This is a genomic window from uncultured Enterovirga sp., assembly GCF_964242715.1.
Taxonomy (GTDB): Bacteria; Pseudomonadota; Alphaproteobacteria; order Rhizobiales; family Beijerinckiaceae; genus Enterovirga.
In genome coordinates this window covers 37211-50405 of record NZ_CAXTAZ010000026.1, presented here as the reverse complement: position 1 = coordinate 50405, position 13195 = coordinate 37211, and the positions used below count along the sequence as shown (strand labels likewise).

The following is a 13195-nucleotide window of genomic DNA, read 5'->3' as shown; positions in this document are numbered from 1 at the left end:
TTTCTATTCCGCTGCGGTGAGGCGTGGAGGTTCGGCGGGGCGGCCGAGATAGGCGGCTTCGAGGCCGCCATCCTGCCGGAGCGCGGCGGCCGGGCCGGAGCGCACGACGCGGCCGGTCTCGACGAGGTAGCCCCGATCGGCGATCCCGAGCGCGAGATCGGCCATCTGGTCGACGACCAGGATGGTGACGCGCCGATCCCGGAGGTCCGCCAGGATGTCGAACAGCTCGGCCGTGATGGCCGGCGCGAGCCCGAGCGAGGGCTCGTCGAGGAGGAGCACCTTCGGATCGGCGATCAGGCCGCGGGCGACGGCCAGCATCTGCTGCTCGCCCCCGGACAGCAGGCCGGCCCGGCTGTCGAGCCGTTGGAGGAGACGCGGGAACAGGGCGACCACCCGGTCGAGTTCGGCCTCAAGGTCGATACCCGAGCGCCGCCACGCGCCGAGCCGGATGTTGTCGCGCGTCGTCAGCTCCGGGAAGACCTGCCGGCCCTCAGGCACGAGCGCGAGGCCGCGCCGGGCGATGGCGTAGGGAGGCTCGCGCGAGACGTCGTCGCCGGCGAGGACGACTTGGCCGCCGATCGGCCGAAGGAGACCGGAGACGGCCCGCATCAGGGTCGACTTGCCGGCCCCGTTCGCGCCGAGAAGCGCGACGCATTCGCCTTCGGTGATATCGAGGTCGATCCCCTCCAGCACGGGGGCAGCGCCGTAGCCGGCCGTCACCGCGCGGGCTGCCAGCACCGTCGCGCCGGCCCGGTCGCGCGGTGTCGGACGTGGGCGTCCGTCGCGATTACCCTCGCCGAGATAGGCCGCGATCACGCGTGCGTCGCGGGCGACCGCGTCGGGCGTACCGCCGGCGATGACGCGGCCGGCATCCAGCACGACGACATGGTCCGAGACGCCCATGACCAGCGCCATATCGTGCTCGACGAGGACCACGGCAATGCCGGCATCCGCGATGCGCCGGAGCAAAGCGGCTACGGCGCCCTTCTCGGCCCGCATCAGGCCGGCAGCGGGCTCGTCGAGGACGAGCACGGCCGGGCGGGTCGCGAGCGCGCGGGCGATCTCCACGAGCCGACGGTCGATATGCGGCAGGTCGGCGCCCCGTGTGGTGAGCGGGCCGGCATAGCCGACGAGCGCGAGCAGTCCCTCGGCTGCCGCCCCCGGCTCGGCAAGTCCGGCCGGCAGGGCGATCAACACGTTGTCCAGCGCGCTCGTCGAGCCGAAGAGCTGCGTCGTCTGGTACGTGCGGGCGATCCCGGCCCGGGCGACGGTCGCGGCGGAACGGCCCGCGAGATCCTGGCCGCCGAGCTGCACCCGGCCGCGATCGGGCCGGTAGAAGCCGCCGATCATGTTGAGCACCGTCGTCTTGCCGGCCCCGTTCGGCCCGATCAAACTCGTGATCCGGCCGGGCTCGGCCGCGAAGGACACGTCCGAGGCGGCCTTCACGCCCCCGAAGGCGATGGCGAGACCCTCGACCGCGAGCGGCCGCGGCTCGGCCCCGCGCAGGAAGCCGGCGAGGTCGAAGGCGCCCCGGCCCGGCGCCGGGCCGGGCGTCTCGCGCCGCAGTCGCGCGAGGGCGCCGACGATGCCGTTCGGCGCGAGCCAGAGCACGACGAGCAGGAGCCCGCCGAAGACGAGGAGGCGGTATTCGGCCAGGCCGGACAGGAGTTCGGGAAGCACGCCGACGATCGCGGCCCCGAGGAGCGGCCCGATCACCGATCCGGCCCCGCCGACCACGACGGCGAGTAGGAACAGGATTGATTGCGAGAACGGGAAGGTGCCCGGGCTGATGAACATGAGGAGCGGCGCGAAGAGCGCGCCGGCGAGCCCGGCGAGCGCGGCCGAGAGCGCGAAGGCGAAGCCCCGCACCGGGATCGGCCGGATGCCGATCGACTGCGCCGCGTCCTCCGCGTCCCGCAGCGCCACCATGGCGCGACCGAGCCGCGACCGCCGCAGCAGCACGAAGCCGACGAGGGACGCCGCGCAGAGCGCGGCCGCGAGCCAGGCCATCTCCCGCTCGGCCAGCATCACGGAGCCGAGCGTGGGCGGCATGATGCCCATCAGGCCGTTGGCGCCGCCGGTCAGCCCCTTCCACTCGACGAGGCCGTTCTCGACGATGAACGCGAAGGCGATCGTGACCATGGCCAGATACGGCCCGCGCGCCCGAAGAGCCGGCACGGCCAGCGCGGTGCCGAACAGGGCCGAGAGCAGCCCGGCAAAGGGCCAGGCGAGCCAGAAGCTCCATCCGGCCAGCATCGGGATCGCGGCCGCGTAGGCGCCGATGGCGTAGAAGGCGACGTGGCCGAGCGAGATCAGCCCGGCGAGGCCGAGGAGGATATTGAGCCCGATCCCGACCGTCGCGGTCAGGAGCACGAGCGAGACGACGAAGAGCGTGTAGCCATCAGCCCGCCCCGCGAAGGCTGCCGTCAGGGCGATCGCGCCGAGCCCCAGCGCCAACTCGACTCGGTCACCGCTGAACCACCCGCGCCCGCGCATCTCAGACCTTGCGCAGGGTGGCCGCGCCGAAGAGCCCGTTGGGCCGGAGCGCGAGCGACAGGATCACGGTGGCGAAGACGACGATCTGGGTCGAGGCCGAGCCGATCAGCGCCGTCGCCAGGGCCTCGACGATTCCGTAGGCGAGGCCCGCGACGACGACTCCCGGCGCCGAGCCGATGCCTCCCACGATCGCGACCGCGAAGGCCTTGATGCCGAAGAGCGTGCCCATCTCGGCCGTGACCGAGAAGAGCGGCGCGATGAGGAGGCCGGCGATCCCGGCGAGCACCGTCGAGGCCGCGAAGGAGAGCGCGATCGCCTGCCGGACGTTGATCCACATCAGCTGCGCGGCCATTGGGTTCTGGACGACGGCGAGGAGCGCGCGTCCGTAGGCCGTCCGTCGCGTGAGGAGATGGAGCAGCACGGCGATGCCGATTCCGACGACCGGGATGACGAGCTGGAGCGGGTAGATTCCCGCGCCGAAGATCTCGACCGGCTTGACCGCGAGCGGCGACGGGAAGCTCCGGGGCTCCTTGCCGAACAGGAACATGGCGGCGTTCTCGAGCACGAGCCCGCCCGCGACCGTCGCCATCAGCCACGACTCCGAGCCCCGGGACGTGAAGGGCCGCACGAGGATTCGCTCGACCAGGAGCCCGAACAGGCCGCAGATCGCGAGCGCGGCCGGCGCGCCGATCCAGGCCGGCCAGCCCCAGCGCACGACGAAAACATAGCCCAGCACCGCGCCCAGCATCATGGCGCTGCCCTGGGCGAAGTTCACGGTCCGGGAGACCGCGAAGGTGACGTGGTAGCCGAGCGCGATCAACCCATACATCGCCCCGAGGCCGAGCCCCGAGACGAGGGACGAGACGATGAGCATAGGCCCGATCCCGGCGCCTGCCTCAATCCGTCAGCGGCACGATCTCGATGCCCTTGAAGCGGGTAAAGATGTAGTCGTCTTTCGAGAGCGCGTCGTGGTTCGTGGCCGAGAAGGGCTTCGCGTAGCTCTTGATCAGCCCCTGATAGGGGCCGATCTCGTAGAAGGCCTTCCGGATCGCGGTGCCGTCCGTCGAGCCCGCCTTCGCGATCGCGAGGGCCGAGAGGTGCATCGCGTCATAGGCATTGGCGATGCCGACGGCCGGCGTCACGTCGGCGAGGGTCTTGATCTCGGGATACTTGGCTTTCAGCGCCGCCAGCACCGTCTCGCCCTTCGGCGAGAGCTTGCCGGAGAAGGAATAGGTCTGGACCATGTCGACCGTCTCGGCCCGCGGTCCGCCGAGCTCGGTGAAGCGGCCGCCGGCCGGACCCCAATGCGACACGACCGGGACGGTCCAGCCCATCTTGTCGAGCGACTTCATGATCTGGGCTGCCGGCTGCACGTTGCCGACGAGGAAGATCGCGTCGGCGCCGGCCTCCTTCAGCCGGGTCAGCTGCGGCACCATGTCGAGGTCGTCGTTGCCGAACTTCTCCACGCCCGCCATCGCGATGCTGCCGGCCCCGAGCGCCTTCTTTAGGCCGGCCTCGTTCGACTCGCCCCAGGGATTGTTGATCAGCATGAGGCCGGGCTTCTTGGCGCCTTTCTTCACCGCCTGGGCCACCATGGCCTCGTCGACGAGTTCGTCGACGGCGGAGACCCGGAAGACGTAATTCTCGGCCGCGCCGTTGCGGGTGATCGGCGTGCCGGCCGCCCAGACGCCCATGAAGGGCGCCTTGGCGGAATTGGCGAAGGGCACGATCGCCATCGAGACCGGCGTGTCGATGCCGCCGAAGAACACCGCGACCTTCTCGCGCTGCACGAGCTCGCGGGCGGCGACGAGACCCTTGGCCGGGTTCGACTCGTCGTCGCGGCGGACGAGTTCAAGCTTCTTGCCGAGGACGCCGCCGGCCGCGTTGATCTCGTCGATCGCGACCTGCAGGCCGCGCGTGATCGCCTCGCCGGATTTCGCCGACTGGCCCGACAGGGCGGCCACGAGCCCGACCTTGATCGTCTCCTGCGCGAGGGCCGGGGAGAGGAGCAGCGGAAGCGCGAGCGAGGCTGCGAGCGCGCGGCGGCTCATGCGGGACGGGCGGGGGCAATACATGGAGAAGGCTCCTGGCGGCTGCCCTCCATCCGGCAATCCATGTGCCAAGCGGGGACGATCGGTGTCGCGAACGCGAAGCGAGCCGTTGCCTAAATTGCGTACGATCTGCACAAAGGATTGGATACAATCCGGGCAGTCAGGCGTCGTCGCGGACGTAGCGGCTCAGCACGTCCGGGAGCGTGGCATCCTGCGCCACCTTGCGGCCGTCGAGAGCGCGCACCAGCACCGAGTCGAGATGCTCCGCCATCAGCCGCTCGGCCAGCGCGACATCCGGCCCGGCAAGCGCGTCGATCAGCGCCACGTGTTCCTGGCAGTTGCAACTGTCCCAGCGCGGCCGGCCATAGAGGCGCAGGACCAGCGCGCTCCGCCAGACGAGCTGGGTCAGGAACCGCGACAGGACGGGGCTGCCGGTCATCTCCCCGAGCACGACGTGGAACTCGGCCGCGAGGCGAATGTATTCCGGCCGGTCGTGATGGAGGGCGTGATGCTCGTGATCGACCATCCGGGTCAGGGCCGCGATCTGGCTCGGCTCGAGCCGCCCGGTCACGCGCCGCACGACGACGCGCTCGAGATCGATCCGGACCGCGAACAGGTCGCGTCCCTCCTCGATCGTCGGCTTCACCACCGAGGCACCGCGGTTCGGCCGGAACTCGGCCAGTTCCTCGGCGGCCAGCATCTCGAGCGCGCGCCGCGCGACCGTCCGGCTGACCCCGAACGTCTCGCCGATCACGTCCTCCGGCAGCTTCGCGCCGGGCCCCAGACTCTGCTCGATGATCGCCTTGCGGAGGGCGAGATGGATGACCTCCGCACGCGTTCGCTCTCCCATCGGGCCTCCGGATCGCCCTCCTGCGGGCGCGAGTGCGACGCTGCATAACCCGGGCCGGACCGATCGGGGGAGGGGTCGCGGCAGCGATCATGCTCCCGAATGATCGTGGCATGCCGGTTGCTGCGGAATGGGCCTCACCGGAGTTCTGACCCATGGCACGTCGCCCATTCACAGGCGCCCTTCTCGCCCTTGCATTGATGAGCGCCGGGGCCGAGGCCGCGACGTTCCGCTATGCCTATCGGGTCGACCCGGCGAATCTCGATCCCTACGCGCTGGCCGAGACCTTCACCCTGTCCTGGCTCGGGCAGGTCTACGAGCCGCTGGTCGGGCGCGGAAAGAACCTGGAGCTGGTTCCGGCGCTCGCGACGAAATGGGAACAGCCCTCGCCGGAGGTCTGGCGCTTCACGCTCCGGCCGGGCGTGACCTTCCACGGCGGCGAACCCTTCACGGCGGACGACGTCGTGTTCTCGCTGAAGCGCGCCAAGATGGACGGGTCCGACATGGCCTACACCATCGGTTCGGTGACGGAGATCCGGAAGGTCGACGACCTGACCGTCGAGCTCGTGATGGAGAAGCCGAACCCGATCCTGCCGGTCCAGATCACCTCGACCTACATCATGTCGAAGAGCTGGGCCGAGAAGAACGGCGCCGAGAAGCCGTCGAGCATCAAGGCGAAGGTCGAGAATTTCGCGACGAATAACGAGAACGGCACCGGCTCGTTCAGGATCGAGACGCGCCAGCCCGGCGTGAAGATCGTCCTGAAGCCCTTCGCGGGCCATTGGGCGAAGCCGGAGCACAACCTCACCGAGGTCGTGTTCACGCCGATCCAGTCGGACGCGACGCGGGTGGCGGCGCTCCTCTCGGGCGAGGTCGACATGATCTACCCGATCCCGCAGCAGGATCTCGACCGGATCAAGGGCTCCGGCAAGGTCGAGGTGCTGCAGGGCGCGGAACTCCGGACCATGTTCATCAACATGGACCAGAAGCGGGACGAGCTGGTCGAGTCGAACGTGAAGGGCAAGAACCCCTTCCGGGACGTCCGGGTCCGGAAGGCGATCTACCAGGCGATCGACATGGTCGCGATCCGCGACCGCATCATGGGCGGCACGTCCCGCAACGCCGGCGAGATGGTCGCCCCCGGCATCAACGGCTACGACAAGACGCTCGACGAGCGCCTCCCCCTCGACGTGGAAGCATCGAGGGCGCTCCTGGCCGAAGCCGGCTATCCGTCCGGCTTCGAGGTCGGGATGGATTGCTCGAACGACCGCTACGTCAACGACGAGAAGATCTGCCTCGCCATCGTCGGCATGCTGGGACGGGTCGGCATCAAGGTGAAGCTGACCGCCCAGACCCGGGCGAAGTTCTTCGAGAAGGTCCTGTCCCGCAACACCTCGATGGCGATGCTCGGCTGGCAGCCGCTCAGCTACGATTCCCATTCGACGCTGCAGGACGTGATGAACACGCCCGAAGGCAAGGTCGGCACCTACAATGTCGGGAACTACTCGAACCCGAAGGTGGACGAACTGACCGGCAAGGTCGAGACCGAGATCGACCCGGCCAAGCGCCAGGCGCTGATCAGCGAGGCCTTCACGATCCACAGGGCGGATATCGGCCACATCCCGCTGCACCAGGCGGGGCTCGCCTGGGGCGTCCGCAAGGGCGTCTCCGTCGTCCTGCGGTCGGACGACAGCCTCGAGCTGAAATGGGTCAGGACGGCGCCGTAGCCGGGGCGTTCGGGTCGGGCGTCGGAGGGCGGGTCCATGTTCCTGCTGGGCCGTTTGGGGCAGACCGTCGTCGTGCTCCTGGTCGCGGCTTTCGTCAGCTTCGTCATGCTGCGCTTCGTCGGCGACCCCGTGAACAACATGGTCGGGCAATCGGCAACGCTCGCAGAACGTGAGACGATGCGGGCCGCTCTGGGCCTGAACGACGCGGTGCCTCTGCAATTCGCGCGCTTCGTCGGCGACGCCCTGCAGGGCGATCTCGGCCGCTCCTACCGGTTCGGCCTGCCGGTCTGGACGCTGCTCGCCGAGCGGCTTCCGGCGACGCTCGAGCTCAGCCTTTGCGCGATGGCGATCAGCGTCGTTCTCGGGATCGGGCTCGGGGCCTGGACGGCGCTGAACCGCGGCCGCCCGCTCGCCTCGGCCCTGCTGGCAGCCTCGCTCGTCGGCGTCGCTTTGCCGTCCTTCCTGATCGGCATCCTGCTCGTCCTCGTCTTCTCGGTCTGGCTCGGCTGGCTGCCGGCCTTCGGCCGCGGCGAGGTCGTGCAGATCGGCCGCTGGTCGACGGGCCTCCTCAGCGTGAGCGGGATCAAGGCGCTGATCCTGCCCAGCCTGACGCTCGGCCTCTTCCAGATGGCGCTCGTCATGCGTCTCGTCCGGGCCGAGATGCTGGAGGTGATGCGGAGCGACTATGTCCGATTCGCCCGTGCTCGCGGCTTGTCCCGGCGCACGGTCGTCTTCGACCATGCGCTCCGGAACACGCTCGTGCCGGTGATCACGATCATCGGCCTCCAATTCGGCAACGTCTTCGCCTTTTCCGTGGTGGTCGAGACCGTGTTCCAGTGGCCGGGGCTGGGGCTTCTCGTCATCCAGGCGATCCAGTTCGCGGACGTTCCGCTGCTGGCCGCCTATCTCGTGCTCGTCGCGCTCTGCTTCGCGATCATCAACCTCGCGGTCGACCTTCTCTACGCCTGGCTCGACCCGCGGGTGCGGGCCGGCGCGGCGGCGGCTCGATGAGCCTCGTGGCGAGCGCGCCGCCCACGGCCCTGGGCTGGCGGGATTCGGACCTCGTCTACGCCTTCCGTCGCTCGCCGGTCGCGCAGGTCTCCGCCCTCGTGACCTTGCTGCTCCTCGTCGCGGCGCTTGGCGCGCGATGGATCGCGCCCTTCGACGTCACCGATCCCTCGATCGCCAACGTCGTCGACGCTCGCTTGTCGCCCGGCGGCTCGGGCCTGGTGGGCGAGCGCTACTGGCTCGGCACCGACCCGCAGGGCCGCGACATGATCTCGGCGATGATCTTCGGGCTGCGGACTTCGCTCTTCGTCGGCCTCGGCAGCGTCGCGCTCGCGGCCGTCGTCGGCATCACGCTCGGCCTCGTCGCGGGCTATCTCGGCGGGTTCGTGGACAGCCTCGTGATGCGGCTCGCCGACATCCAGCTGTCCTTTCCGGCCATCCTGATCGCGCTCCTGGTCGACGGCATCGCCCGGACCGTGATGGACCGCGAGTGGCACGACGTGACGGCGGTCCCGATCCTCATCGTGGCCATCGCGGCCTCCTATTGGGTGCAATATGCCCGCACCGTCCGGGGCGTCGTCCTGATCGAGCGCGGCAAGGACTACGTCCAGGCCGCGACCGTGACCGGCGTCTCGACGCCCCGCATCCTCGGCGGCCACATCCTACCGAACGTCGCCGGCCCGGTCCTCGTCATCGCGACGATCAACCTCGCCCTCGCCATCCTGACCGAGGCGACCCTGTCCTTCCTCGGCGTCGGCGTGCCGCCGACCCAGCCCTCGCTCGGCTCGCTCGTCCGGATCGGCAACGAATACCTGTTCTCCGGCGACTGGTGGATCTCGGTTCTGCCGGGCCTGCTCCTCGTCGTCCTGTCGCTTGCCGTGAACCTCCTCGGCGACTGGCTGCGGGACACGCTGAACCCGCGGCTCGGCATCCTGTGACCGACCTCCTCGTCATCGAGGACCTGCGGGTCGAGATCGCGACGCGACGCGGCGCGCTGACCGCGATCGACGGCGTGTCCTTCTCGATCGGCCGCGGCGAGATCCTGGGCGTCGTCGGCGAATCCGGGGCCGGGAAGTCGCTGACCGGCACGGCCGTGCTCGGCCTCCTCGATCCTCCGGCCCGGCTCGCGGGCGGTCGGATCACGCTCTCAGGACAGCGGATCGAGGCGCTCGGCGAAGAGGCGATGCGGCCACTCAGGGGGCGTCGGATCGGGGCCGTGTTACAGGATCCGATGACGAGCCTGAACCCGCTCCTCACCGTCGGCCGGCAACTCGTCCAGACCATCCGGACGCATCTCGACCTCTCGGCGGCGGAGGCCCGGACCCGCGCCGAGGCGCTGCTGGCCGAGGTCGGCGTCCCGGCTCCGCGCGAGCGCCTGGACTCCTACCCGCACGAACTCTCGGGCGGCTTGCGCCAGCGCGTCGTCCTCGCGCTCGCCTTCTCCTGCGACCCGGACCTCGTCATCGCGGACGAACCCACGACCGCGCTCGACGTCTCGGTCCAGGCCCAGGTCATCGATGTGCTGAAGCGAATGGGCCGTGAGCGCGGCACCGCCGTGATGCTGATCACCCACGACATGGGCGTGATCGCCGAAGCGGCCGACCGGATCGCCGTCCTCTATGCGGGCCGCCTCGTCGAGATCGGGCCGGCCCGTGACATCCTCGACCGTCCGAGCCACCCCTACTCGCGGGGCTTGATGGCCTCGATCCCGTCGCTGCGGCGGCGACGCGGCCTCGACCTCCCGCAGATCGAGGGTGCGATGCCGAGGCCCGGCGCCCTCCCGCCGGGCTGCGCTTTCGCGCCCCGCTGTCCCGACCGGATGCCGCTGTGTACCTCCGAGATCCCGCCCCTGATGACGGCGGATTCCTCCCTGGCTGCCTGCTGGCTAGTCGACCGGCACCACTCCGCGCGCCCCCTGAGGGTGGCCTCGTGAGCGTCGCCGGCAGCACCGTCCTCGCCGTGAACGACCTTTCGCGCCGCTTCGACGTCTCGCGGCCCTGGCCCGTCAGGCTTCTCACCGGCGAGGGCCGGCGCGAGGTGCATGCGCTGGACCGGGTCAGCTTCGAGATTTCCCGCGGCACGACGCTCGCGATCGTGGGCGAATCCGGCTGCGGCAAGACCACGCTCGCGAAGCTCGTCGCCGGCCTGCTGCGGCCGAGCGAGGGCGCGGTGTCGTTCAAGGGCGTCGACATCGCCGGGTTCCGGACGCGCCACGCGGCGCTTCCCTACCGGCGCCACCTCCAGATGATCTTCCAGGACCCGCAATCGAGCCTCGATCCACGCTGGCGCGTCGGCCGGATCGTAGCGGAGCCGATCCGGACGCACCGGCTCCTGCCGACGCGGGCCGCGATCGCGACACGGGTCGGCGAATTGCTGGACGCGGTCGGCCTGTCCGGACAGGACCGGGACAAGTTCCCGCACCAGTTCTCCGGCGGGCAGCGGCAGCGGATCGCCATCGCCCGGGCGCTGGCCGGCGAGCCCGACTTCATCGTCTGCGACGAGCCGACCTCCGCGCTCGACGTCTCCGTCCAGGCGCAGATCCTGAACCTGATGCGGGCGCTGCAGCGCCGGCTCGGACTCAGCTATCTCCTGATCTCCCATAACCTCGCGGTCGTCGCGAACATGGCCGACCGGATCGGCGTCATGTATCTCGGCCGTCTGGTCGAGATCGGCGACGCGGCCGACGTGCTCGACGAACCGCTCCACCCCTATACGCGGCTGCTCCTCGATACGGTTCCGGACATGGCGAATCCCGGCAGGACCCGGGCGCCGCTCGCGGGCGAGGTGCCGAGCCCGCTGCGTCCGCCATCCGGCTGCCACTTCCACCCCCGCTGCCCGCTCGTCGCCGAGCGCTGCCGCCGCGAGGCGCCGCCGCCGACCCGACGCGGGAGTCGGAGCGTCGCCTGCCACGCGGTCGAGGAGGGCCGGCTGCCGCCGCGCGACGAGGAAGAGTCGAGGATGTCGGCATGAGAGACGAGTACGACGCGCGGGTCACGACCGCGCTCTCCGAGGCGCTGGCGGCGAGCCGGGACGCGCCCGATCCGGAGACGGCCGTCGTCTGTTTCACGGCCGCGACCCGGCGAGTTCTGGGCGACCCCGCCCGTCTCGCCCGTCCCGACGCGCTGAAGCCCGGAGAAACCCAGTTCGTCGTCTCCGGATGCTTCTTCGTCGCGCCGTCCGGGGACCACATGATCCTGTGCGCGCAGAACGGCTTCCCGCCCAGCCAGAGCCATGCCCGCGTCTCGACCACCGACAGCCGGCCCGGCCACACGGTCCAGACCGGGATCCCGGCCGTGGTGCCGAATACCGACGTCGATCCGATCTTCCGGCAGATCCTCGCCTCCGGCGTGGTCGGGTGCTCGGTCTACGTCCCGGTCTTCTGGGAAGGCCGGGTGATCGGCATGTTCAACACCGCCGCCCAGGCCCGCTACTTCTTCGACGAGCGCGACCTCGCCACCCAGGTCATCTTCGCGGCGGCCGCGGCCGCGACCTGGATGGCGAAAGGCGGCCCCGCCTACCTCGCTTCGCTCGCCGCCTCCCTGCCGCCCTGGACAGCACCATGACCGCGATCACGACCCTCTCGGGCTGCCTCGCGCTCCTCGGTCCCGAGGCCCGCGCGAGCGACGGCGCGGTCGACATCGAGATCCGGGGCGACCGGGTCGCAGAGATCCGGCCGCACGGCGCGAGCACGCCGTCGGGCGACGTCGTCGACATGCGCGGCCGGCTCGTCACCGCGGGCCTGATCAACGGCCACCACCACAGCCACGAGGGCTTCTACAAGGGCCGCAAGGACAACCTGCCGCTCGAGCTCTGGATGAACTATGTCCGGCCCCTGAAACCGATCGAATACACGCCCCGCGACGTCTATCTCCGGACCATGATCGGGGCGATCGAGGCCATCCGCAGCGGCACGACCACGATCTGCGACGACACCAATGTCAGCCCGCGCATCCGGCCGGATCACGTCGAGGCGATCTTCCAGGCCTACGAGGATCTCGGCATCCGGGCCTATGTCGGCATCACGCTGTTCGACAAGCCGTTCTTCCGGGCGGTGCCCTTCGTCGATGAGGAATTCCCGAAGCCGCTGCTCGAGGAGTTGGACCGGACGAAAATGTTCGGGGCGGACGAGCTGCTCGGCTTCGCGCGCGGCCTCGCCCGCGACCACCACTGGTCGACCAGCCGCGTCGCCACGATCGCGGCGCCCTCCGCGCCGCAGCGCTGCACGGAGCCGTTCCTCCTCGCCGTGCGGGCCATGGCCGACGAATACGACCTGCCCGTGATGATCCACGTGCAGGAGACCCGGATGCAGGTCGTCACCGGCCAGCTCTGGTACGGCTCGACCATGGTCGAGTATCTCGACCGCATCGGCTTCCTGAAGCCGATGACCGCTCTCATCCACGGCTGCTGGCTGAACCCGCGCGAGATCGAGATCCTGGCCCGGACCGGCGTCTCGGTGCAGCACAATCCGGGCTCGAACCTCAAGGTCGGCTCCGGCCTCGCGCCGATCCGGGCGCTGCTGGACGGCGGCGTCAACGTCTCGATGGGAACCGACGGCTGCGGCTCGATCGAGGGCACCGACATGCAGAACGCCCTCTATCTCGCGGCGCTGCTGCAGAAGCTGCGCGGCGACTACACGACGTGGGTCGGCGCGACGGAAGCCTTCGAGGCGGCCACGATGGGCGGCGCCCGGGCGCTGGGCCGGGCCGGCGAGCTCGGCGCCGTCGGGGCGGGCCGCAAGGCCGACCTCGTGGCCTACCGGCTCGACACGACGCCGTTCACGCCGCTGAACGATCCGCTCCAGCAGCTCGTCTACGCGGCCGGCCGCAGCGAGATCGACCTCGTCATGGTCGATGGCGCGGTCACGATGCGGGACGGCCGCCTCACCCGCGTGGACGAATCCGCGCTCCTCGCCGAGATCGCCGAGACGCATGCCCGGATCGAGCCCGAGCTCACGGCGTCGGAGGCCGATGTCGAGCGGCTCGTCGAGCCGTACACCCGCATCTGGCGGCGCTGCCAATGCATCGAGATCGCGTCCGACACCTACCCGGCCCGCTTCGACCGGTGAC

11 protein-coding genes are annotated in these 13195 nt (G+C 70.1%); 7 read left to right on the top strand and 4 right to left on the bottom strand.

Going from position 1 to position 13195, the window contains the following annotated elements; all coding sequences use genetic code 11:
* Positions 1-3 precede the first annotated feature (3 nt).
* From ACFE87_RS14110 to ACFE87_RS14095, 4 genes are all read right to left on the bottom strand, one after another.
* A complete protein-coding gene (locus ACFE87_RS14110) occupies positions 4-2496 on the bottom strand; it encodes an ATP-binding cassette domain-containing protein (RefSeq protein WP_375460280.1) in 2493 nt (830 codons plus the stop codon).
* A gap of 1 nt (position 2497) precedes the next feature.
* Positions 2498-3370 (bottom strand): branched-chain amino acid ABC transporter permease, encoded by an 873-nt coding sequence (locus ACFE87_RS14105; protein ID WP_375460279.1) that lies wholly within the window; start codon positions 3368-3370, stop codon positions 2498-2500.
* Positions 3371-3392: 22 nt separating this feature from the next.
* Positions 3393-4571 (bottom strand): ABC transporter substrate-binding protein, encoded by a 1179-nt coding sequence (locus ACFE87_RS14100; RefSeq protein ID WP_375460278.1) that lies wholly within the window; start codon positions 4569-4571, stop codon positions 3393-3395.
* A 136-nt stretch (positions 4572-4707) separates the two neighbouring features.
* Positions 4708-5397, bottom strand: a complete 690-nt coding sequence (locus ACFE87_RS14095; RefSeq protein ID WP_375460277.1) for a GntR family transcriptional regulator — start codon at positions 5395-5397, stop codon at positions 4708-4710.
* Positions 5398-5549: 152 nt separating this feature from the next.
* Here ACFE87_RS14095 and ACFE87_RS14090 point away from each other — a divergent pair, with 152 nt between their 5' ends.
* Genes ACFE87_RS14090 through ACFE87_RS14060 form a run of 7 tightly spaced genes read left to right on the top strand, consistent with a single transcriptional unit; the run spans position 5550 to position 13194 of the window.
* Positions 5550-7121, top strand: coding sequence for an ABC transporter substrate-binding protein (locus ACFE87_RS14090; RefSeq protein WP_375460276.1), 1572 nt, complete (start codon positions 5550-5552; stop codon positions 7119-7121).
* 36 nt (positions 7122-7157) lie between these two features.
* Positions 7158-8132, top strand: coding sequence for an ABC transporter permease (locus tag ACFE87_RS14085; RefSeq protein ID WP_375460275.1), 975 nt, complete (start codon positions 7158-7160; stop codon positions 8130-8132).
* Positions 8129-9067, top strand: a complete 939-nt coding sequence (locus ACFE87_RS14080) for an ABC transporter permease (RefSeq protein ID WP_375460274.1) — start codon at positions 8129-8131, stop codon at positions 9065-9067. The genes ACFE87_RS14085 and ACFE87_RS14080 overlap by 4 nt, the downstream gene beginning before the upstream one ends.
* The gene (locus ACFE87_RS14075; RefSeq protein WP_375460273.1) at positions 9064-10062 is read left to right on the top strand and encodes an ABC transporter ATP-binding protein; all 999 of its coding nucleotides are present in this window, start codon (positions 9064-9066) and stop codon (positions 10060-10062) included. The genes ACFE87_RS14080 and ACFE87_RS14075 overlap by 4 nt, the downstream gene beginning before the upstream one ends.
* Positions 10059-11099, top strand: coding sequence for an ABC transporter ATP-binding protein (locus ACFE87_RS14070; RefSeq protein ID WP_375460272.1), 1041 nt, complete (start codon positions 10059-10061; stop codon positions 11097-11099). Before ACFE87_RS14075 ends, ACFE87_RS14070 begins: the two co-directional genes overlap by 4 nt.
* Complete coding sequence (locus ACFE87_RS14065) at positions 11096-11692, top strand: GAF domain-containing protein (RefSeq protein WP_375460271.1); 597 nt, start codon at positions 11096-11098, stop codon at positions 11690-11692. Before ACFE87_RS14070 ends, ACFE87_RS14065 begins: the two co-directional genes overlap by 4 nt.
* Positions 11689-13194: an amidohydrolase family protein gene (locus ACFE87_RS14060; protein ID WP_375460270.1), complete on the top strand. Its 1506-nt coding sequence runs from the start codon at positions 11689-11691 to the stop codon at positions 13192-13194. The genes ACFE87_RS14065 and ACFE87_RS14060 overlap by 4 nt, the downstream gene beginning before the upstream one ends.
* The last annotated feature ends 1 nt before the right edge of the window (position 13195 follow it).

Coding starts and splice junctions, on each gene's coding strand:
- ACFE87_RS14105 (WP_375460279.1), bottom strand. CDS start 3,370: ATGCTCATCGTCTCGTCCCTCGTCTCGGGGCTCGGCCTCGGGGCGATG.
- ACFE87_RS14060 (WP_375460270.1), top strand. CDS start 11,689: ATGACCGCGATCACGACCCTCTCGGGCTGCCTCGCGCTCCTCGGTCCC.
- ACFE87_RS14090 (WP_375460276.1), top strand. CDS start 5,550: ATGGCACGTCGCCCATTCACAGGCGCCCTTCTCGCCCTTGCATTGATG.
- ACFE87_RS14080 (WP_375460274.1), top strand. CDS start 8,129: ATGAGCCTCGTGGCGAGCGCGCCGCCCACGGCCCTGGGCTGGCGGGAT.
- ACFE87_RS14085 (WP_375460275.1), top strand. CDS start 7,158: ATGTTCCTGCTGGGCCGTTTGGGGCAGACCGTCGTCGTGCTCCTGGTC.
- ACFE87_RS14095 (WP_375460277.1), bottom strand. CDS start 5,397: ATGGGAGAGCGAACGCGTGCGGAGGTCATCCATCTCGCCCTCCGCAAG.
- ACFE87_RS14065 (WP_375460271.1), top strand. CDS start 11,096: ATGAGAGACGAGTACGACGCGCGGGTCACGACCGCGCTCTCCGAGGCG.
- ACFE87_RS14110 (WP_375460280.1), bottom strand. CDS start 2,496: ATGCGCGGGCGCGGGTGGTTCAGCGGTGACCGAGTCGAGTTGGCGCTG.
- ACFE87_RS14100 (WP_375460278.1), bottom strand. CDS start 4,571: ATGTATTGCCCCCGCCCGTCCCGCATGAGCCGCCGCGCGCTCGCAGCC.